Annotated in this window: 14 protein-coding genes; 8 read left to right on the top strand and 6 right to left on the bottom strand. The window is 62.1% G+C overall.

Annotation, left to right across the window (positions count from 1 at the left end):
- Window positions 1-22 precede the first annotated feature (22 nt).
- The 5 genes from C1717_RS00650 to C1717_RS00630 all read left to right on the top strand — a co-directional run bounded on the left by C1717_RS00650 (window position 23) and on the right by C1717_RS00630 (window position 7,574).
- Window positions 23-973, top strand: a complete 951-nt coding sequence (locus tag C1717_RS00650) for a DegV family protein (protein WP_102371342.1) — start codon at window positions 23-25, stop codon at window positions 971-973.
- Between the two features lie 15 nt (window positions 974-988).
- Entirely contained in the window at window positions 989-2,062 is a 1,074-nt protein-coding gene (locus tag C1717_RS00645) for an NAD(P)-dependent oxidoreductase (protein ID WP_281255266.1), read from the top strand.
- Window positions 2,063-2,072: 10 nt separating this feature from the next.
- Window positions 2,073-2,777 carry a hypothetical protein gene (locus C1717_RS00640; protein ID WP_102371340.1) on the top strand — a complete coding sequence of 235 codons (705 nt, stop codon included), beginning with the start codon at window positions 2,073-2,075 and terminating at the stop codon, window positions 2,775-2,777.
- An 80-nt stretch (window positions 2,778-2,857) separates the two neighbouring features.
- Window positions 2,858-4,024: a peptidyl-prolyl isomerase family protein gene (locus tag C1717_RS00635; RefSeq protein ID WP_102371339.1), complete on the top strand. Its 1,167-nt coding sequence runs from the start codon at window positions 2,858-2,860 to the stop codon at window positions 4,022-4,024.
- A 535-nt stretch (window positions 4,025-4,559) separates the two neighbouring features.
- Window positions 4,560-7,574, top strand: a complete 3,015-nt coding sequence (locus C1717_RS00630; RefSeq protein WP_102371338.1) for an AfsR/SARP family transcriptional regulator — start codon at window positions 4,560-4,562, stop codon at window positions 7,572-7,574.
- On the opposite strand, the gene yhbY is transcribed toward C1717_RS00630, so the two are convergent.
- On the bottom strand, window positions 7,571-7,870 hold the full coding sequence (yhbY, locus tag C1717_RS00625; protein ID WP_102371337.1) for a ribosome assembly RNA-binding protein YhbY: 300 nt from the start codon (window positions 7,868-7,870) through the stop codon (window positions 7,571-7,573). The two genes, C1717_RS00630 and yhbY, sit on opposite strands and share 4 nt — an antisense overlap.
- Before the next feature lie 207 nt (window positions 7,871-8,077).
- Here yhbY and C1717_RS10435 point away from each other — a divergent pair, with 207 nt between their 5' ends.
- Together C1717_RS10435 and C1717_RS00610 are read left to right on the top strand one after the other, a co-directional pair.
- Window positions 8,078-9,055, top strand: coding sequence for an Rv0361 family membrane protein (locus C1717_RS10435; protein WP_146003638.1), 978 nt, complete (start codon window positions 8,078-8,080; stop codon window positions 9,053-9,055).
- Window positions 9,056-9,373: 318 nt separating this feature from the next.
- Window positions 9,374-12,505, top strand: coding sequence for a vitamin B12-dependent ribonucleotide reductase (locus C1717_RS00610; protein WP_102371334.1), 3,132 nt, complete (start codon window positions 9,374-9,376; stop codon window positions 12,503-12,505).
- Window positions 12,506-12,937: 432 nt separating this feature from the next.
- Here the strand turns inward: C1717_RS00610 and C1717_RS00605 are convergent, their stop codons facing one another.
- A complete protein-coding gene (locus tag C1717_RS00605; RefSeq protein WP_102371333.1) occupies window positions 12,938-13,399 on the bottom strand; it encodes a hypothetical protein in 462 nt (153 codons plus the stop codon).
- 186 nt (window positions 13,400-13,585) lie between these two features.
- Between C1717_RS00605 and C1717_RS00600 the strand changes: the two genes are divergently transcribed.
- Complete coding sequence (locus C1717_RS00600) at window positions 13,586-14,950, top strand: PFL family protein (RefSeq protein ID WP_102371332.1); 1,365 nt, start codon at window positions 13,586-13,588, stop codon at window positions 14,948-14,950.
- Window positions 14,951-15,337: 387 nt separating this feature from the next.
- On the opposite strand, the gene C1717_RS00595 is transcribed toward C1717_RS00600, so the two are convergent.
- The 4 genes from C1717_RS00595 to C1717_RS00580 all read right to left on the bottom strand — a co-directional run bounded on the left by C1717_RS00595 (window position 15,338) and on the right by C1717_RS00580 (window position 21,239).
- Complete coding sequence (locus C1717_RS00595; protein WP_245859325.1) at window positions 15,338-17,914, bottom strand: homocysteine S-methyltransferase family protein; 2,577 nt, start codon at window positions 17,912-17,914, stop codon at window positions 15,338-15,340.
- 99 nt (window positions 17,915-18,013) lie between these two features.
- Window positions 18,014-18,790 carry a hypothetical protein gene (locus C1717_RS00590; protein ID WP_102371331.1) on the bottom strand — a complete coding sequence of 259 codons (777 nt, stop codon included), beginning with the start codon at window positions 18,788-18,790 and terminating at the stop codon, window positions 18,014-18,016.
- Between the two features lies 1 nt (window position 18,791).
- Entirely contained in the window at window positions 18,792-19,667 is an 876-nt protein-coding gene (locus tag C1717_RS00585) for a methylenetetrahydrofolate reductase (RefSeq protein ID WP_102371330.1), read from the bottom strand.
- A 30-nt stretch (window positions 19,668-19,697) separates the two neighbouring features.
- Complete coding sequence (locus tag C1717_RS00580) at window positions 19,698-21,239, bottom strand: glutamate synthase subunit beta (RefSeq protein WP_102371329.1); 1,542 nt, start codon at window positions 21,237-21,239, stop codon at window positions 19,698-19,700.

Raw genomic sequence — 21,239 nt, 5'->3', positions numbered from 1 at the left:
TGATGAGAAAGGGTCTTGCCAGATGACCACCACCGCCACGTCCGGCCCTGCGCATCACTGCCGCATCGCGGTCGATACCTGCTGCGACTTCACGCCCGAGATCGCAGCGACCCTGGACGTCGATATCCTCGGCTTCCCCTACATCCTCGACGGCGAGGAGCGCTCGGACGACATTTGGACGTCGATGACGCCGAAGTGGTTCTACGACCAGATTCACAACGGCGTGAAGGCCTCCACTGCGGCGATCTCGGTTGGCCGCTACCTCGAGTACTTCACGGAGTGCGCCGAGGAGGGAACGCCCACGGTGTACCTCGCCTTCACCTCTGCGCTCTCATCGAGCTATGAGCATGCGTGCATCGCCGCGGAAGAGGTGCGCGGAAAGTATCCTGAGTTCGAGCTCTATGTGGTCGATAACGCGCTTCCCTGCTCGTGCGGCGAGCTTCTGGCTCTGGAGGCGGTGCGTCAGCGCGCAGCGGGTCTCACGGCAGCCCAGCTCGCAGCATGGGCAGACGAGGCGAAGACGTACGTGCACGGTTACTTCACGCTCGACAGCCTGGATTCGCTGGCGGCCGGCGGCCGTATCCCGCCCGCTGCGGCGCAGATCACCAGCAAGCTCGACATCAAGCCCAACCTCTCGTTCGACCTTGCCGGGTCCCTCACGCTTACCGGCGTGAACCGTGGCCGCAAGAAAGCGCTTAAGTCGCTCGTCAAGGCCTTTAAGGACAACTATGTCCTCGATCCGACGATGCCCCTCACCATCGTGACCGCTGATTCCGAGAAAGACGGTGACTGGCTGGAGAACGCCATTCGCAAGGAAGATGGCTGCGCCGACCTGACCATCATTCGCGGTTCGGTGGGCCCGACCATCGGCGCCCACGTGGGCCCGGGCATGGTCGCCATCATCTTCTGGGGCATCAACCGAGCCGAGAAGATCTCGCTCACCGATCGCATCGCCAAGCGCGTTCGCAGCTAGCACGGTCCTTTGGGTATCGACCGCACCTACCAGCTTCCATCATATAAGGAGACGCATATGCACAAGGTTGCATTCATCGGCACCGGTATCATGGGTGCCCCCATCGCGGGGCATCTCATGGACGCCGGCTACTCGCTTACGGTCTACAACCGCACCCCGCAAAAGGCCCAGCCGCTCGTAGACCGCGGCGCGGTGCTCGCATCTTCGCCCGCTGAGGCGGCTGCTGAAGCCGACGTGGTCTTCACCATGGTCGGCTATCCCGAGGATGTCGAGGAGCTCTACCTCGCGGGTGACGGCCTGCTGACGTCCACCAAGCCCGGCTGCGTGCTCATCGACCTCACCACCAGCTCGCCTTCGCTTGCGCGCGACATCGCCGAAGCCGCTCAGGTCGACGGCCGCTTTGCCTTCGACTGCCCGGTGACGGGTGGCGAGGCGGGCGCCATCGCCGGTACGCTCACCGCCATCGTGGGCGCGACCGAGCGCGACATCGAGTCCGTGCGGCCGTTGCTCGAGACCTTCTGCAGCCGCATCTGCTGCTTCGGTGGTGCTGGCAAGGGCCAGTCCGCTAAGCTTGCCAACCAGGTAGCGCTTGCCTCGTCCATGGTGGGCATGGCCGATGCGCTCTCCTTTGCGGAGCAGAGCGGGCTCGATCTCGAGCAGACGCGCGAGATGATCATGGGGGGTACCGGCGCGAGCGGCGCCATGGACACGCTTGCCCCCAAGGCGCTTTCGGGCGATTGGAAGCCCGGTTTCATGGTCAAGCACTTCATCAAGGACATCGGCCTGGCGTTGCAGGAGGCCGAGGAGCGCGAGATCGCCCTGCCCGGCGCCGACACCGCCTTCACCCTCTACGACATGCTCGACGCCATCGGCGGCGGCTCGCTCGGTACGCAGGCCATCACCCTGCTGTATCAGGAAGAGGCCGAGGCGGTCGCGGCCGGCTTGGATTGGTCGCTGTACACCGCCCAGCATGAGCACGAGGAGGGTTGCGGTTGCGGTCACGACCACGACCACGGCGACCATGAGTGCTGCCATGGCGAGGGCCATCACCACGACGGCGACCATTGCTGCGGCCACCATGGAGAGTAGTGAGGACGGTATGGCGATTTCCACCAACGAACCAGAAGCAACGACGGCTGAGTTCGAGAAGCTCGGCGAGATCGAGCGCGATAAGGCGGCTCTCGATGCGCTCGTGGAGGACCTGTCTTGCTCGAGCCGTCGGCGCCGTCAGTTTTCCGCGCGCGTGATCGCGCTTCTGGCGGAGCGCGATCCCGAGCTGCTCGCGCCGCGCATCCCCGACCTCGTCGACGCGCTCTATCGTCCTGAAGCGCAGACCCGCTGGGAGATTCTCGACGCGCTCACCTTCCTTGTGGACGATCATGCCAAAGTGGTTGGCGCGGCATACGAGGGGGCGGAGGCGGCTCTGTTCGACGAGCTCTCCGCCACGCTGCGTCTCTCGGCGTTCCGCATGCTTTGCGCTTGGGGAGCTACCGAGCGCGGCCGTTCCAAGAAGGTTTGGCCCATCATCGATGAGGCGATCCAGTGCTACCACGGCGACCTTGAGTACCGCGAGATGCTCGGATGTCTGCATGCGTTCGCCCAGGGCAAGATTGCCGGCGATGTCGCCGAGGAGCTGGCCGGGCGTTTGCAGTTCGATGCCGAGGGTGGTAAGGGAACCTATCTCAAGGCGCGGTCGAGCGAGATCTACAACATGCTGGTGAAGCGTTTCAAGCTGGATGCTCCCAAGAAGCGCGCCCGCGTTACCAAGTCGGATGAAGCCGACGAGGAGGATGAAGAGGAGTAAGCGGAAGATCATCCAGCTGCGCCGAACCGTTGCGCCAGCCTGCGTTGAGCCTGCGCAGCAGGGAATAAGGAGGTCGATCCATGGGGTTGATCGTGAAGAAAGATGACAGTGAGCGCGACTACATCGACGGAATCGAGGTCATCGAGCGCAGCGATACGCCCGATGACCTGCCGGAGGTAGAGGTCGAGCTCATCGGCGGGCGTTCAGCCGAGGATATCGCGGCGGATGCTTCTGAGGACGAGCGCCCTGATGACCGGCAACCCGCTGAAGGCGTGGACGAGGATGCCGGCGCCCAAGGGGACGAGGACGTTCTCGACGACGCTGACGGAGACGACTCCGATGGTGGGGATGACGGCGATAGCGAATCGGCCGGGGAAGACCCCTTTGAAGAAGCCCAGACCCTCCTCGATCGAACCGAAGGCTCGCACCGGGTGCTCTTCATCGCCGGCGTTATCGCTGCTGTGGTGATCGCCGGCATCGTGGGTTACCTCGTCGGGAGCGGCGGGTTCTCTCCGAGCACCGTTTCTTCGGCCGTTCTTTCCGAAGGTCAGCTAGGTGACACCGTGGCAAGCTATTCCTTCAGGGGTGCGCGCCACGACGTCTCCGCTCAAGAGGCAATCGAGAGCGAATACAGCCTTTCGACTATCCAGAACGAGGATGGAACCTATCCGGCGCCCTCTGCAGAGACCATCATCTCCTACGTGCGCAATACCATCTTGCTCGATGAGGCGGCATCGCGCGGCATCGAGATATCCGATGAGGATCTCGATGCGTTTGCCGAATCCATGCTCGGAACGACCGACTACACAACGATTGCCGACCAGTACGGCGTGACGGAGGACCAGGCGCGCCAGATAATGCGCGAGAGCGCAACGATACAGCGCCTTCAGGAGCAGATCGCTCCGGGCTATACCACGCTTTCGGGTCCGAGCGAGCCCACCGCACCTGCTGATGGCAACACGGAGTCTGCTTCTGCCGAGTACGCTCAATACATCCTCGACCTCGTCGGCGATGCTTGGGACGCGGAAGCGGGGACTTGGGCGGAGAGCGACAACTCCTATTCAGTCGCTCTGGGCGATATCGATCTTGCGTCGGGTTCGGCGACCTACGAGCAGGCGGTTACGGCCTATTACGTTGCGTATCAGAACTTTGTGGCGGATGCTACCGAGCTATCGGATGCGTGGGCAGAGTTCACCAACAATCTGTACGCAGAGGCGGATATCACGCTCTACGGCGTCTACGCGTAAGGTATGCCGCGCCGCCATCGTGCTATGGAGAGCGGATAGGCTGAGCAACATCGCCTGAGATCTCGTCTTCTGTCGGGGTGCGCACATGGCGGGTTGCGTCTTGGATCGTTTGATGCCATGGGATTCGGGGCATGCGGGCTTACCGCGTGCCCCGTTTGCGTGCAGGGCTTCTGAGGTCATCTCCAACAGAAACCTTCCCCAAATCCAACGAAGGCGCTGCACGCCGGTCGGGATGATGCACTACCATACCTACCTTCTAAAAGTTGCTAGGTATTCTGCGAACGGTGATGATAAAACTGCAGATAGCGGCGGGAAGTTATTCTGTAGCTCCACCGGGGGTCCTATGAAACAATGGATGTGCCTCGTAGCTGCGGGATAGGGGAGATGGCATCGCGCACGATGAATCCGGTGCTGGAATCTGACATCCAACAAGGGCTCTCGACCTGCCGGCGGATGCTGCGCCGCTGACCGGTCGCCTCGTCAAGACAGGGGCCTGTCTTCCCTATGGTTAGTTGCATGGGGAAGGTGAGGCATTATGGCGAAATCGACATCGCCGAAGACAGCGTCGGCTCATCGGGGCGCCACGACGCTCCCGTTGAGTCCCGCGTTCATGGTTCGGCGTACCAAGTTGCTCCAAGCGCTGGTGCAACAGGGGAGAAGCGCTGGTATCGTGATCGTCTGTGCTCCGGCGGGATTTGGCAAGACCGCGCTGCTGCTTCAGTACGTTCAAGAGGTGCGCGAGGATCCCGCTCGCGGTCGAGCCGAGTTGATCGATGCGGAAGAGGCGCTTCTTGAGGAGCTGATGCTGCAGATCGCCGGGGCTGAGGAGCGCTTGGCTGAGGCATCGCGCCCGCTCATGGCAATCGATGATCTACCGCCTTATGAAGGCGCCGATGCCCAGAGGCTGACCACGCGACTTCGTGAATTGCGCGAGCGGGGTTTCGAGGTGGTGCTTGCATGCACGCCCGCAGCGTTTCACCTCCAGCGCCAACTCGGTGATTCGGCTAAGATCAGTGCCCAGCAGATGAGGGTGCAGCCTCGTGAGTACGCTGCGTGGGCGCGGGTCTTCTCTATCGCCCCAGCGCTCGACCTGTATGCTTTGACACAGGGAATCCCCGTGCTCGTCTCGTCTTTGCAGCAGGTTACCGAGCGCGCGACAGAAGGTATAACCCCGCTTGATATCGCAGCCTCGGATCTCTACCGGACGGCTTTGCTTGAGCTCAAACGAGCGGACGAGTCGTTGGGACGCATCGCGTGTTTGCTCGTCCTTTTGGCGAAAGGCTCGCTGGCCGATGTCGAGGCGGTGGGGATGCACGTCGATGCGCGGCAGCGGCATCGTCTGTTCCATGAGTACCCCATGTTCGGGTTCGACCCTGCGACGCAGCACTTCGCTTGCATGAGATGCGAAGGCCCTGCTTACGAGCGGCTCTGCGAGGATGTCGTGCGCGCCGATCCAGCACTCGCCTGCCGCGCCGCGCGTGCGCATCTCAAGGCGGGACGCGTCGATAACGCGGTGGTCTTTTCGCGTCGCCACCTAGCAGCATGCGAGCGCCTCGAGTTGGTTCGGCAAGACCCCATGCGGTTTGCGCTAGCGGGATATGCAGCGTTTGCAAGCGATGCGATAGCCGAGGTTGAGCGCGATGCGCCGGTAACCGATGCCGCTGCCCTGTTTGCGGTGCATGCTTCGGCGTTGACCATCGGCGACTTCAAGCTCGCGCGCTCGCTTGCAACCGACTTGGGGAGGCGGCTTGCTGCCGTTGCCAAAGAGGTGCATTCCAGCGATTGGCATCGTGCCCAAGCGCTTGCCGCCACGCAGGATGGGTGCCCGGGAATCATGCTGCCGGACCTTCCGGATGACCATGAGGATGATGCTACCGATGCTGCGGTTGCTCGGTTGCGCCTCCACGCGCGCGTGCAGGGTGCCTTGATCGATCGCGGGGCAGAAGGCGTCACGGTGCGGGACCGGGAGCTCTTGGGCGACGTCGCGCATTCGGCGCGCGTGGATTTACCGGCGCTGTTCGTCCTGTGCGACGGCCTTGTGCTCGAGGTGCTCGACGGGTCGTTCGACAAGCCTGACGAACGCGACGCGGATCTTGCCGCGTTGGTGCCCGTTCTCCAGGAGCGTCGTCTAGCTCCGGCGCTCGCCTACGTGCGAACCGTGCTCGCGCTTCGCCGACTCATGGCCGGTCAGCCCATGATGGACGAGCGGGCATTCGTGGATGCGGGTGCCGCGGCGGTGAGGGCATCGGATTTGGCCATGCAGCTCTGGTGCATGGTGCTCGAAGGCTGGCAGAACCTTGCGGTGGGACAGAGCACCAACGCACGGTTCCGAGCGCAGCAAACGCTCAGGCTGGCAGGTGAGGAACGCCCTTCGTTGGTTGCTTGGGCTTTGCTGCTCGAGCGGGTCGCGCATCTGTGCAGCGCCTCCCAGCTCGCCATACGCGAGGAGGCTGAGCTGCTGGATTTAGGGCGCACGGAGTTGACGTGCGCGGAGGCATGGGATTTCGCGCTCACCCTATCGGCCGCGCGCGATGATGCCGAGCTGTCTGCATGGTATTCCCTGCACAAAGACAGCCTCTTCGAGCCGAGCTTCAGGTTGCCGGTGCGTCTCGCCTTGAGCGTTCTGGGCGCGCGTTCGGATAGCCTGAGGCGGCTCATCCCCTCCTATATCGCACGGCGCTATCGCCTGTCCGATGAACAGGATGCCGCGCCGAGCACGCCCGAGTTGTTCGGTTCGTTCGTGAGCATGCGGGATTCCGAGGTGGGCCAGCTGACGTTCAAGCTTATGGGTGGGTTCAGCGTGGAGCGCAACGGTCACGTGCTGACCGACTCAATGTGGCGCCGCAAGAAAGCGGGTATCGTGGCGGCGCGCCTGGTGATAGCGCGTGGCACCTTCGTCGAGCGCAGGACCATTACCGAGGAGCTTTGGCCTGCCTACGACTACGCCCGCGCTCGGCGCTGCCTGTACACCACGCTGTCGGCCTTGCGGCAGGCCATGGGACAGAGCAGTTCAGGACCCCAGTACCTGCTCAAGCAGGGGGATGGTCTCGCCATCAACCCGGAGTACGTCACTTCGGACGTGGCTCGCATTGAGGCGCTCGCACGCGAGATCTTGCTCGCGCATTCGGGTCTGAGCACCCCCGAGCTCATCGAGCGCTGCCTCAAGCTCGAAGAGCTCTATGCGGGTCCTCTGTATGTGCCCGACCAGGGCTCTCCGGCGTATTTCAGGCGCATGAGGTCTGTGATTAGGGGTAAGTTTAGCGATTGCATGGTGCGCGGCATCGAAGCCGCCCTCGATGAGGGGGATCTCGATGCGGCGTTGTGGATGGTCGAAGCCGCACTGCGAGAGGACCCCTTGCGGGAAGATGTGGTTCGTGCGTCGATGCGCGTGTATGATCGCACCGGTCGTCGACGCGAGGTCGTGGAGCTCTACGGATCACACACCAGCAGGCTAGAGGACGAGGCGAAAGGCTTTCCCGAACCCGAGACGCGCCGGCTGTACGAGAACATCATCGGCAGGTATCGGAGTCGGGGAATCTTGCGTCTCTAGACGAGCTCGATCTTCTTCACATCGTCGCGGCTCGTCTCGCGGTAGAGCGAGAACTTCCTGCCGATGATCTGGACGACTTCGGCGTGGCAACGGCTCGCAAGCTCGTCTGCGGCCTCGCGGACGTCCATGCTTGCGGTGTCCAGGACCGAGCATTTGATGAGCTCATGAGCCTCGAGCGCTTCGTTAGCCTGCTCGACGGTGCCATCCGTTACGTCGGCTTTGCCGATGATGATGACTGGGCTGAGGTGGTGGGCGAGGCTCCTGAGCTGTCTGACTTGCTTTCCCGTGAGTGCCATGGCGCGCGTCCTTATCGGTGGTCTCTGGTAAAAACTGTTTAACGATACCGTAAGGAGTCGGCAGGTAGCAAGCGCAAAGATGCCAAACGGTTACGTTCGCCGACGAGGCGCTGTCTTTGGGAAATATGTGGAGAGCGCTCATATATAATAGTCACAATCTGGAAGATGTATCGGGTGCTGTCCGATATACGTTGGAAGGAAGGCCAGATGGACGATCAGATGAACGGCATGGACCAGTCCGCTCAGGACTCCACTCCGCAGATGCCGCAAGGCATGCCTCCGGAGCCGCCCGCGCCCCAGCAGAACTTCGACCCCCAGACGGGTCAGCCGGTGGCGCAGCAGCCCCAGCAGAACTTCGACCCGCAGACGGGTCAGCCGGTGGCGCAGCAGCCCCAGCAGAACTTCGACCCGCAGACGGGTCAGCCCGTGGCGCAGCAGCCCTACAGTACCGGTTCTTGGCAGGCGGCCCAACCAGGTGCACCGCAGGGTTATGCTCCGCAACCCCAGCAGTACGGCTACGATCCCAATGCCGCCTCTCCTGTCATGCCCCAGCAGCCCAAGAAGTCCAAGACCGGGCTCATCGTGGGAGTCGCCCTCGCTGCCCTTGCCGTTGTGGCGATCTTCCTGGTCGTGACCTTTGTTCTTCCCGGCGTAGGCGGCGGCTCGCCCGAGCAGGCCGTGGAAGCCGTGGTCACCGAGCGCCTCGACGCGTTCAAGAACGGTGATGACGACGCCATCGAGGAGGTCTCCGACATCATCAATGATGGCTGGGTCCAGCTCACAAGTGGCTCTACTCTCGAAGATTGCGGCACCGATTCCACCGAGTACGCCCGCGTCATGCTCGACGGGTTCGATTACACGATCGATGGCGTCGACGTGAGCGAGTCCAGCGGCACGGCCGAGGTCTCGGTAACCGTCACCTCGCGTGACGTGTTCGAGGTCATCGACAACTTCGACTACATGCTCGAGGCCTATCAGAGCTCCGACGAGTACGCCTATACCACGTACGAGCAGGATTTCGAGCGCTATGGCACCATGCTCATCGAGGCCGCTAACAATGCCGATCTGAGCAGCGACAACACCTTCACGCTCCAGTTCACCGAAGAAGACGGCGAGTGGGAGCTTGATGAGGACAGCTGGGACGTCGAGATCGACTGGCTCTTCAACATCGTTGGTTCGCGCTAAGGGCTAATCGGTAACCGGCGTCCGGTTCGATACAACCCGTAGGGGCAGGGCAGGGGAAATCCCTCGCCCTGCCCCTTTTTCGTGCCGCTCAATCCAGCGTTGAATGCGCGTGAGCTGCGGCTTCGGTAATTCAATATGTAGTATGACCGTTTACGGAAAGGAACTATATGTAGTGTGCGTCTTGTAAACCAAGTTGCTAGAATCAAATGCGCTGCCCTCGCTGCGCGCTCATGTGCGGAGGCTAGGTAGCATGTCCGCATGGCATCGTATAGTTCCTTCAAGGCCCCAGGGATGCCGAGTCGAAAGCGAGGCCCATTCATGGCAACTACGATCGAAGAGCTGCTCCAGCGCCGTTTCACATCCGTGCTCGACGAGCCCGAGAATGCAGACAAGACGGTATACGACCTGTTCGAGTGGTCAAGCCGCGATGTGATGCTTACGGACTACAAGACCGGCAAGATCCTGTGCGAGATGCATGATCTTCAGTTCCCGGTAGGCTACTCGCAAAATGCCGTTGACATCATCGCCTCTAAGTATTTCAGGCGCGCCGGTGTACCCGAGACCGAGCATGAGGTCTCGCTAGCCCAGGTGGCGCACCGTATGGTGGACTTCTGGGTCGCGGCCCTTGTTGACGAGGGGCTTATCGAGGAGGGCGATCAGTCTCAGATTCTCTACGATGAGCTCGTATACCTCATCTTGGACCAGCGCTTCGCCCCCAACTCTCCCCAATGGTTCAACACCGGCCTCAAGCGCGCCTATGGTATCTCCGGCGAACCTCAAGGCATGTTCTACGTCGATCCTGCCACCGGTGAGGTCGTGGAGTCGATCGACCAGTACACGCGCACCCAGGCAAGCGCCTGCTTCATCGTGTCGGTCGAGGACAAGCTGCTGGGCGACCATTCCATCTCCGACGAGTTTGTGACCGAGACCAAGCTCTTCAAGGGCGGCTCCGGTACGGGCTCCAACTTCAGCGCCCTGCGCGCCGAGGGCGAAAAGCTATCGGGCGGTGGTGTGTCAAGCGGCGTTATGAGCTTCCTCAGGGGCCTCGACCGCAACGCGGACGCCATAAAGAGCGGGGGCACTACGCGCCGTGCGGCCAAGATGGTCTGCCTCGATATCGACCATCCCGATATCGAGAAGTTCATCACATGGAAGGCCAAGGAAGAGGACAAGGCGCTCGCCCTCATGAAGATGGGCTACGACGGCGACATCAATGGCGAAGCCTATTCAACCGTCTCGGGCCAGAACTCTAACAACAGCTTGCGCATCGACAACGAGTTCATGGCTAAGGTCATGGATCTCGACGATCATCCCGATGCGGTCTATGAGCTCAAAGGGCGTGTCGACCCTTCGTTCAACCACGAGGTCTCCGTGAAGCGCATCTGGGATACGTTTAACGAGTGCGCTTGGCGCTGCGCCGATCCCGCACCGCAGTTCAGCGACACCTTCAACGAATGGCATACCTGCCCGGGCGGCGAGGACGGTGTTGTGGGGGCCAAGTACAATCGCCTGAACTCCACCAATCCTTGCGGTGAATACGCCTTCCTTGATGATTCGAGCTGTAACTTAGCTTCCATCAACGTCTATCGCTACTATGATCCCGTGGCAGACTCGTTTGATGTCGAGGGCTTCGAGCATACGGTCGACATGGTGCAGTTTGCGCTCGAGGCGTCAATCGCCTGGGGACAGTTCCCCACGAAGGACATCGCGCGCAAGACGTATCGTTTCCGTGCGACTGGCTTGGGAATCTCGAACCTTGCAAGTCTGCTCATGGCCAAGGGCATGCCGTACGACTCGCCCCAGGCGCGCGCCCTCGCATCTGCCATCGTGGGCACGCTTACCGGTCGGAGCTATGCGGTATCCGCCATCATGGCACGCAAGATCGGCCCGTTTGATTGCTACGACATCAACAGGCGGCACATGGCGCGCGTCATCCGCAACCATGCGCGCGTGGCGGGCGCTCGCAACGATGCCTTCGAGGACCTCACCGTCGAGCCGCCCATCGTCGACTTCGACCTTCTGAGCGAGGCGGGCGAGTCCTCCCTTGCCAGCGCGCTTATCGAGAGCTGGACGTTCGCCGAGGAGCTTGGCGAGCGCTATGGCTACCGCAACGCTCAGGTGAGCGTCATGGCGCCTACGGGCACCATCTCGTTCGCCATGGACTGCGCCGCCACCTCCATCGAACCGTTTTTCAGCCATATGATCTACAAGAAGCTCTCAGGCGGCGGCTTCATGACCATCGCGAACCCGGTCATCGGTGACGCGCTGCGTCGGCTCGGATATGCCGAGGGCGATATCGACGACATCCTCGCTTACGTGCAGGCGACCGACGAGAACGGCATGATCAAGGACGGCAAGATCGAGGGTGCTCCGCATCTTGATCCGGACGACCTTGCGGTCTTCGACACCGCGAACGTGTGCGGCTCGGGCGAGCGCTATATCGATCCGCGCGGACATGTGCTCATGGTCGCCGCGCTCACGCCGCTCGTCTCCGGCGCCATTTCCAAGACGGTCAACCTCCCGCGCGAGGCTACCGTTCAGGAATTCAAGGATGTCATCCTGCTCGCTTGGCAGACGGGCTGCAAGGGCATCACCCTCTATCGCGACGGTTCGAAGAACGCGCAGCCGCTCAACAACACGCTTACCGACGAGGCGGTCGAGAGGGACTTGGGCGACCTTTCCTACGCAGCCCTGCTCGAGTACGCGCGCGGTGCGCAGAAGCAGCTTGCCGGCGCGTCGGCACCTGCGAAGCGTCGCCGCATCGTGGGCATTAGAAGCGGGCATACGCATCTCGCCCAGATCGATGGCGTGAAGATCTACACCACGGTCAATCGCAACGAGGAGGGCAAGATCTCGGAGCTCTTCGTGACGACCGATCGCGAGGGCACCACGATCATGGGTTTGCTCAACTCGCTATCCAAGACCATCTCGGTGATGCTGCAGTATGGAATCCCTGCTGAGCGAATCTCGAAGATGCTGCGGGGCCAGATGTATGAGCCTTATGGCTTCGTGCAGAGCCATCCCAACATCAAGTACGTCACCTCGATCTCCGACCTTATCTCCAAGGTGATTGATATCGAGCTTGGAGATTACACGCGCGTCCAGGTTAAGCCTCAGGGCTGGAGCCAGATCGCCGGCGCCACGCCCGCTCCTGTTGGGACACCTGCTCCGGTGGAGCCCGCCTTCGATGAGGAACCCGTAGCCTCCGTCGAGGAGCTCAACCGCATTGCAGCCGTCAAAGCGCAGGAACTCGAAGAGGAGACCGGTTCGATCGATACCGGGGACTTCTTCACAGCAGCCTTCGTGAACGAGGCGGTCCATGATACGGCGATCCATGGCGAGCGACTGTATGACGGCAGCGTCTGTCCCAACTGCGGGAGCTCCCGTATGGTCCAAAACGGTACCTGCAAGGTCTGCATGGATTGCGGCACCACCACCGGATGCAGCTGACGGACACCGTTCTAGATGATGATTTGGGGTGCGAGCCGCGACGGCGAGGTTCGCACCCCTTTTCGGTCTGCCGTCGCTGTGCTCGGCGCACAGCGAGCGGGCTACCGTGCTAATGGGTTCTGCTGTCTGAGGAGTCGCGACAAGGTCCTATAGGCGTATCCATCGCCCGCTTAACGAGATCGCCGAGATCCTGAGTGGGCTATCGTAAGGAAAGTGCATGTATAAGTGGCTAAGCATAACGATAATCCATCTAGCTTATGGATATCGAAAAAATAATGCATTAATACATTGAATATCGTAATTTAAATAAAATATCTAATAAGATAATGGCGAAATCCTACGAAAACTATAGCAAGAATGAATGAATACTACGATGGGTGATGAGAAATAGAACGCAGCGCGGGAAGATGCGGAAGCCTTTCGGCCGCCGCTCTATAGATATGCGAGGATGCCTATGGAGTCCTGCGCACTTTCCGGAACGGCGAAGGTGAGCTCTTGGCCGAGTGCGGAGACTGTCACATATGAGGGGTCGCTGTAGGTGGTTACCGTTGCGGCCGCCCCTTGATATGTGGTATCGAAACTACCGGTAGGGATGGCGTCCTCGGGAAGGGCGACGACGGTCCAAGAGGGAATGTCGAGGCTGTCGATCGCGCCGGTGACCTGCCCCTCCGGTAAGCCGGTGGCGGCGGCGATGTCAGATGCCGCACCATGGAGCATCTCATCGATTCGGTTTTTGATACCGGTGGCGTCGATAACGGCGTTCGCCGCGGTCGCGCCGAGTGAATCCTGTGCTGCCGACCCGTCAAGTGTGAAGGTCCAAATAGCCGAGATGATACCGAGTGCTATGACGGCGGCGGCAAGCGTGCCGGCGATGGCGCGGGTGAACGTCCTCATGGGAAGCCTTTCGATCAAATGCTGGTGGGAATATCCTACCCGGTTGTTGTGCAGGACTGATGGGGCGGGCGGTTGCCGGGCGCTTTTGCTGGCCCATCTGGCGGCGAAATGCGGCTCCATGCCACGACGCGGTACAATAGCCGCACGGACCGGATGCCGCTGCGTGCGGGGAAGTAAGGAGCGCCTATGGCCATCACTGTAGCCGAGATCTTCGAGACCCGCGACATGGTCGCAGAGCAGCACCTTGATATCAGGACCATCACTATGGGTATCTCGCTTCTGGGATGCTCGGATGAGAACCTCGACCGTATGTGCACCAAGGTATACGACCGTGTGACCAAGACGGCGGAGCACCTTGTCGAGACCGCACGGGACTTGGAACGCGAGTACGGTATACCGATCGTGAACAAGCGCGTGTCTGTGACGCCAATCGCCCAAATCGCCGCGGCATGCTCTGATGAGGACCTAACGCCGCTAGCCCATGCGCTCGATCGTGCGGCGGAGACTTTGGGAATCGATTATCTGGGTGGCTATTCCGCCTTGGTGCAGAAGGGAATGGGCGATGCCGACCGTCGGCTTATCGCATGTATTCCCGAGGCGCTTGCGCAGACAAGTCGCGTGTGCTCGAGTGTAAACGTGGCGAGCCTGAGGGCGGGCATCAATATGGATGCAGTCCTCGAGGTCGCGAAGGTCGTTCGCCGCTCGGCTGAGCTCACGGCAGACCGCGACGCGGTGGGTGCATCCAAGTTCGTCGTGTTTGCCAACATGGTCGAGGACTCGCCCTTCATGGCGGGTGCCGTTCATGGTTCGGGTGAGGCGGATGCCGTGATCAACGTTGGCGTTTCGGGCCCCGGTGTCATGGCTGCGGCGTTGGAGCAGCTGCCTGAGAGCGCAAGCATGATGGAGGTAGCCGAGAAAATCAAGCAAACCGCATTCAAGATCACGCGCGCAGGCGAGCTTATGAGCCGCGAAGCGGCCCGACGACTTGGTGTTGAAAAGGGCATCGTGGACCTTTCGCTTGCGCCTACGCCCGCCATCGGCGATTCCGTCGCGCGAATTCTGGAGATCATCGGTGTGGGGACCTGCGGTGGTCCGGGCACCACGTGCGCACTCGCCTTGTTGAACGATGCCGTCAAGAAGGGCGGTGTCATGGCCACCTCGAGCGTGGGCGGCCTTTCCGGAGCTTTCATTCCTGTTTCGGAGGATGCCGGCATGATCGAGGCGGTCGAGCGCGGCGCGCTTTCGCTTGAAAAGCTCGAGGCCATGACCTGCGTGTGCTCCGTCGGTCTCGACATGATCGCCATTCCCGGAGACACCTCGGTCGAGGCGATTGCGGGCATCATTGCCGATGAGATGGCTATTGGCGTGATCAACAACAAGACGACTGCGGTCCGCATCATCCCCGCCATCGGCAAGGGCGTGGGCGATGTGGTCGAGTACGGCGGTCTGTTCGGGCGCGCCCCCGTGATGCCGGTGAACAAGCATGCGGGTACCGTGTTCGCACATCGCGGCGGCCGCTTCCCCGCGCCACTCAATTCCCTTAAGAACTAGCAGGTCAGAAGCTAATAGATGAGTGCAGCCGCTGTTGCGTGGGATGGAGCCCGAGCACTATCCCGCGCAACAGCAACTCCTTGCGAAGCCTTTGGTATCAGGCGGGCGAGGCGACTGCGGTGCGAGTGGGATCGTTTGGGAGCCGGTTGTCGTAAGAAAAATGCATCCCTAATAATGACATCGTAAGAATAATGTATTCTAAACTACTGCTATCGTACTAAATCTGCATTATAGAAATGTCAATCGTAGTAATAATGCACTATATGTGTACACATCGTTAAAATAATGCATTATTAACAATCAATTCGTAGAATTAATTTAAAAGTATATAGTATTATAAATAATACTTACGATAGATAGTTCAGAAATGAACGAATTCTACGATAGCTAGTCCAACAATACCTCCTCGACGATTCGCACGGCTTCGGCGGCATCTTTGGCGTAGTAATCGGCGCCGATTGTGCGAGCGTAATCGGGGGTGAGGACCGCGCCTCCTACGACAACCTTGACATCCGGCGCCTCGCGATGGATAAGGGCTATGGTCTCTTCCATGCTCGGTACCGTGGTGGTCATGAGCGCGGAGAGACCCACGAGACGGATCCCGCGCTCGCGCACTGCGGCAAGAATATCGTGAGGATCGACATCGCGCCCGAGGTCGAACACCGTGTAGCCGTAGTTCTCCAAGAGCATCTTCACGATGTTCTTGCCGATGTCGTGGATATCGCCCTTCACGGTGGCGAGGCACACGCCTCCCTTGCTCTCGATATCGCCTGCAGGGAGGGCGGCGCGAATGGTGTCGAACCCCGCCCGTGCTGCCTCGGCAGATGCCATGAGCTGAGGTAAGAAGAACTCGCCCCGATCGAAGCGCTCGCCTGCATCATCGAGTGCGGGAACCAAGCATTCGTTGATGAGCGAGAGCGGATCGTGGGAGGCAAGGGCGGAGGCGGTCGCCTGGGGCATGTCCCCCTTGCGTCCGCTTACGATGAGATGGCGGATTGCTTCCAAGTTGGCGTCGGCGTTGGGGCCTGTGCTCGCGCTGCGCCGCTGTGCTTGAGGCTCCGGGCAGCTCGGTGCGCCCTCCAGCTCTGTCTGCGTGGATATGGCTGCACCGCCGGCGGCGATCCGGTAGGGGTCGGGAGCTGTCGCATAGCGCTCGATGAAGGCGGCGGATCCCTCGTCCTCCGCGTTGAGCACCTTGAAGCTTCGTACGGTATCCATGTAGCGGGCGGATGCAGGGTTTATGATCGCCGCGCTGAGGCCCGCGCCGAATGCGGCCGCTAAAAACGTTGCGTTCAGGAGCCCTCGTGCGGGCAGGCCAAAGCTCACGTTGGAGACGCCGAGCGAGCAGCGGACATGGAGCTCGCTCCGGCAGCGCCTGACAGCATCGAGGATTTCGAGAACCTGGTGCTGGTTGGTGGATGCGGTCATGACGAGCGTATCCACCAGGATGCGGTTGCGATCGATACCGAGGGCGCATGCCTCATCTATGATGCGCCGCGCGATGCCAACCCGCTCATCGGCAGCCTCAGGGATGCCCTGCTCGTCTAGGGTGAGCGCGACGATGCCGCAGCCGTAGTGAGCGGCGATGGGGAGGATGGCATCCATGCTCGATCGCTCGCCGTTCACGGAATTGATGAGGGGGATCCCGGGGTACCGGCGCACGGCGGCCTCGATGGCAACGGGGTTGGTCGAGTCGATCTGCAGGGGGAGGACGGTCGCCGCCTCGAGTTCCTCGACGACCTTGAGCATCATCGCCGCTTCGTCGATACCTGGAAGCCCTACGTTGACATCGAGGATGTCGGCGCCCTGCTCCTGCTGCGTGATGCCCTGGCCGACAACGTACGCGATATCGCCTGCTCGCAGCGCCTCCTGCAGGCGCTTCTTGCCCGTGGGGTTGATGCGCTCGCCGATGACGGCGATGGCGCGTTCGTCGAGCGCGACGAGCTTCTGAGCGCTTGCGGCGACGAAGCGATCCGGTCGAGGCCTTGGTTTGGGTGCGCGCCCATCGAGGAAGCGAGCGAGCCGTTCGATGTAGGCGGGAGTGGTTCCGCAGCAGCCGCCGATGACGGCCACGCCGTCCGCAACCATCTTCGCGACGGCTTGTCCATAGTCGTCCGGCGTGATGTCGTACACGGTGCAGCCGTCCTCGACGCGCGGAAGGCCTGCATTCGCCTGGACCATGATCGGTTTGGCCGTTACGGCGAGCATGCGCTGGGCGAACGGACGGATCTCTATGGGGCCGAGCGAGCAGTTGATACCAAGGACATCCGCCCCGAGCGCGTCCAGGGTAGCCGCGGCAACCTCGGGCGAGGTGCCCAGGAACGTCCGGCCGTCGCTCTCGAAGGTCATGGTTGCGAAGATGGGTAGATCGCAGTTCTCCTTGGCGGCGAGTATGGCTGCCTTCATTTCGCCGAGGTCGGTCATGGTCTCGATGACGATGATGTCGACTTCGGCCGCCGCGGCTGCGCGAACCTCTTCTGCGAAGTAGGCGTAGGCTTCGTCGAATGAGAGGGTGCCCAAGGGATGCAGGAGGGCGCCGAGCGGTCCGATGTCGCCGGCGACGTAGCGCGCTCCCGAGGCCCGAGCAGCGCGAGCAGCCGCAAAGAAGACCTCGTCCACGGATGCGGTTCCTCCGAGTTTGAGCGAGCTCGCTCCGAACGTGTTGGTGGTAACCACGTCGCAGCCCGCCTCGACATACGCGCGATGGATGCGCTCGATAGCTTCGGGATCGCTCAGGTTCAGGAGCTCGGGAGAGGCTCCTGCGGCAAGGCCGGCGGCTTGGAGCATCGTGCCCATCCCACCGTCGAACAAGAGGTGGCGCCTGCCCTCCAGGACCTCGCGCAGGTTGTCGTCAGCGATGCGCAGCCTATCGTGGGTGCGGCATGCATAGCGTTCGCCTGCGGCGATGCGCGAGCTGAGCGGGGCGAGTGCGCGCATGCGCTCGGGATTGGTATCGGCGGCCATGAGGACCTCCAGGGATCGGTTCGGTTCAGATACAACGACGGGTCTGCTCATTGTACCGCGGGCGAATCGTCGGGGAATCTACGGTGGGTGCAGCTTGATCTAGGGTGTGCGCGCCAGGCAGGTCTCCCCGTGAGCGAGGAAGGGACAGCCTCCCCGGGCGGGGCAGCAGGAACACCTCGGCCCGTCGTTCGCGTCCGCCACCTCGCCATCGAACCACCCGATGAGCGCGGTCACGCTTTTGGAGGGGAGGAGCAGGTTTCCCGCGGTTGCGGTGATGCCGGCGAGCCGCGTGGCGTTCGTGGCGGCAAGCAGGCAGGGTTGAGAGGAAAGCGGCAGGTCGCCGTAGCCGGGGCTGTAGCGCCGGTTGGTTGAGAAGCCGCATCGAGCGGCCAGCTCGGCGACATGGCCGTCAAGCGCCGATACCGCCGCCTCGACGTAGGCCGAGCACGCCGCATCGAGCACGGCGCCCTCGAGGGGCTGCTGAACGGCTGCCGTGCGCAGGCGGCGCTCGTTTTCGATGCCGAGCGTGCAGGCGAGAACCGCTGCGTACCGCGCCCCTCGCAGATGCCTGAGGATATCGAAGCCGGAGAGCGTCACCGCGGCGCCCTCGAGGGGTACCTGTGGCATCCCGTCGTCCGTGCGCAGCGGCATGCCGATGGGAAAGAGCGCCCAGGTTCCACGTGGCGTGCAGCGATGCTCCAGGTCGTCGATGATCGCCTCGATGCGCTCGGCGAGCTCAACGTTGAGCTCTTGGCCGCGATAGCCAAGGTAATGCAGGGCTTCTGCGCGGTTGATCGAGATGGTGCCGGGCTCGGGATGCCACGGGCGCGCGATACCGATCTCCGGTGCGCAATGCGATGGGCCCGCGTCGATCATGCTATCGCCCGAGCGCTTCCATGGCAGCGCGCGCGACGTCCACGCGATTCATCGTGTAGACGTGGCACCCATCCACACCATGGTTGGCAAGATCTATGAGCTGCCGGCATGCATAGTCGATACCTGCCTGCCTCAAGCTCTGCGGGTCGGATTCGTACTTTGCGAGCAGCTTGATGACCGGAGAGGGCAGCGAGGCACCGCACATGAAGACCATGCGCGAAATCTGCTTGCGGCTCATGAATGGCATGATGCCGCAGGTGATGGGCACGGTGATGCCCGCCTTATCTGCAAGGTCTGCGAAGCGGTAGAAGTGCTCGTTATCAAAGAAGAGCTGCGTTACGAAGAAGCTTGCTCCGGCATCCTGCTTGAGCTTGAGGTGCTCGACGCTCAGGGCGAGGTCATCGCACTCGATATGCCCTTCGGGATACGCGGCGGCACCCACGCAGAAGCCCTCCTCACGCAGCAGTGGGATGATTTCCGCGGCATAGGCGTAGTCGCTTGGCGCGCCATACGCGGGGCTACCGGGTACGGGCTTGTCGCCGCGCAGCGCGAGCACGTTTTCCACGCCGGCGGCACGATAGTCGGCGATGCGCGCGCTGAGCTGCTCTTGCGTGAGCGACATGCAGGTGAGGTGAGCTACGGAGCTCACCTCAAAATCCTCTTGGATCATCGACGCGATGGCAGCCGTCTGGCCGAAGTTGCCGCCACCGCCTGCCGAGCACGTCACGCTGATGAAGTCGGGTCCAAGCGTGCAGAGCTCCCCCGCCGCTTCGCGCGCGCGGTCGAGGGTGAGCTCGCCTTTGGGTGGAAACATCTCGAAAGAGACGGGGGGTTTGCCGGTCTCTCGCGCAGATTCGAAGATGGAGTCGATGCGCATGGGTGCTCCTCTCGATGATGGTCGCGATTGTCATTCGATGGTAGCAGAAGCCCGGTGGGAGAGCGCGCGGGCGACCTCGTCCGCGCAGGCGAGCGCATCGGCGATGGCGGAAACCACAAGCGAGGCGCCGGAACGGGCATCGCCGCAGGTAAATACGGGCTTCGCTGTGGATGCTCGGCTTTCGCCCGCATGGGTATCCCGGCTGTCGCCGGAATCCTCTCTCGCGCAGCGATGCGATGTGCCGATGACGAGCGGCCGCGGGCTTCTTGCCTCGGGATGACTGAACGTGCAGCCAAGCGTCTTGAAGACGCCGCGCTCGGGTCCGGTGAATCCGCAGGCGATGAGAACAAGCTGTGCGTGGAGGGTTTCCTCGCTTCCCGCCACGCGCTCGGGCGCACCGCCTTCCCAACGGAGGTCTGCCACGGTGACGCCTCGTGCCGCGCCCTCGGCATCCACCTCGATGCGCACGGTGTCGCACGACCAGCGCCTCATCTCGCCTTCCATGAGCTCGATCGCTTCTTCTTGTCCGTAGTCGGTCCGCTTGATCCCGGGCCATTCGGGCCAGGGGTTGTCTGCGGCGCGCGCCCCGGGCGGTTCGGGGAGCACCTCGAGCTGGCGCACGCTGCGCGCGCCTTGGCGCACGGCGGTGCCGAGGCAGTCATTTCCAGTGTCGCCGCCGCCGATGACCACGACATCCTTGCCTTTTGCCGAAATCGGCTCGGGGGTTCCGTCAAGATGCGCGCGCGTCGTCGCGGAAAGGTATTCGAGTGCCTGGTAGACGCCGGAAGCATCGATGCCTGGCACGTTGAGGGTCCGGGCTTCGCGTGCGCCCGTCGCGATGACGACGGCGTCTGAGCCGCGGGCGATGCACTCGGCGATGTCCGGGTCGCAGGCGTCTGCGCCGAGGTGGAACGTGATGCCCAGTTCCTCCATGAGCCGGATGCGCCGCTCGACGATGCGCTTCTCGAGCTTCATCTGCGGTATGCCATACATGAGCAGGCCACCCGCCCGATCATCGCGCTCCCATACATCCACGTTGAAGCCGCGCCGCGCGAGCTCCCAGGCGCAGGCGAGTCCTGCCGGCCCTGAGCCCACCACGGCAACGCGCCCGGCTGAGGCGCTCGCCGCTGCAAAGCGGGCGGGACCGCCATGAGTCCATTCGAAATCCGAGATAGCTAGCTCGGTATCATGAATCGCCGTGGGCTCGCCCTCGACGGTTCCCAGGTTGCATGCCGCCTCGCAGAGCGCGGGGCAGACGCGCCCCGTGAACTCCGGGAAGGGATTCGTGAGCGCGAGGCGCGCGGCCGCTTCGCCCCATCGTCCCTTCCAGACCAAGTCGTTCCACTCGGGGATGAGGTTGTGGAGCGGGCAGCCGCTCGGCCGTGCGCCCCCGAACGAGATGCCCGCTTGGCAGAAGGCGACGCCGCACATCATGCAGCGGCTCGCTTGGACGCGGTGCTCCTCCTCGGTGACCTCGATGTAGAGCTGGTTGAAATCGCGCGTCCGCTCCTCGACGGGGCGGAGCCTGTGAACGACGCGGCCGTGTTCGAGAAATGCCCCAACCTGTCCCAT

Source organism: Enorma phocaeensis, assembly GCF_900186505.1.
Lineage (GTDB): Bacteria > Actinomycetota > Coriobacteriia > Coriobacteriales > Coriobacteriaceae > Enorma > Enorma phocaeensis.
This window is presented reverse-complemented; position numbering and strand designations above follow the sequence as displayed.

Excerpts from the sequence above, each read along its gene's own strand:
- C1717_RS00650 (WP_102371342.1), top strand. The coding sequence starts at position 23 with ATGACCACCACCGCCACGTCCGGCCCTGCGCATCACTGCCGCATCGCG.
- C1717_RS00640 (WP_102371340.1), top strand. The coding sequence starts at position 2,073 with ATGGCGATTTCCACCAACGAACCAGAAGCAACGACGGCTGAGTTCGAG.
- C1717_RS00635 (WP_102371339.1), top strand. The coding sequence starts at position 2,858 with ATGGGGTTGATCGTGAAGAAAGATGACAGTGAGCGCGACTACATCGAC.
- C1717_RS00630 (WP_102371338.1), top strand. The coding sequence starts at position 4,560 with ATGGCGAAATCGACATCGCCGAAGACAGCGTCGGCTCATCGGGGCGCC.
- yhbY (WP_102371337.1), bottom strand. The coding sequence starts at position 7,870 with ATGGCACTCACGGGAAAGCAAGTCAGACAGCTCAGGAGCCTCGCCCAC.
- C1717_RS10435 (WP_146003638.1), top strand. The coding sequence starts at position 8,078 with ATGGACGATCAGATGAACGGCATGGACCAGTCCGCTCAGGACTCCACT.
- C1717_RS00610 (WP_102371334.1), top strand. The coding sequence starts at position 9,374 with ATGGCAACTACGATCGAAGAGCTGCTCCAGCGCCGTTTCACATCCGTG.
- C1717_RS00605 (WP_102371333.1), bottom strand. The coding sequence starts at position 13,399 with ATGAGGACGTTCACCCGCGCCATCGCCGGCACGCTTGCCGCCGCCGTC.
- C1717_RS00600 (WP_102371332.1), top strand. The coding sequence starts at position 13,586 with ATGGCCATCACTGTAGCCGAGATCTTCGAGACCCGCGACATGGTCGCA.
- C1717_RS00595 (WP_245859325.1), bottom strand. The coding sequence starts at position 17,914 with ATGGCCGCCGATACCAATCCCGAGCGCATGCGCGCACTCGCCCCGCTC.
- C1717_RS00590 (WP_102371331.1), bottom strand. The coding sequence starts at position 18,790 with ATGATCGACGCGGGCCCATCGCATTGCGCACCGGAGATCGGTATCGCG.
- C1717_RS00585 (WP_102371330.1), bottom strand. The coding sequence starts at position 19,667 with ATGCGCATCGACTCCATCTTCGAATCTGCGCGAGAGACCGGCAAACCC.
- C1717_RS00580 (WP_102371329.1), bottom strand. The coding sequence starts at position 21,239 with ATGGGACAGGTTGGGGCATTTCTCGAACACGGCCGCGTCGTTCACAGG.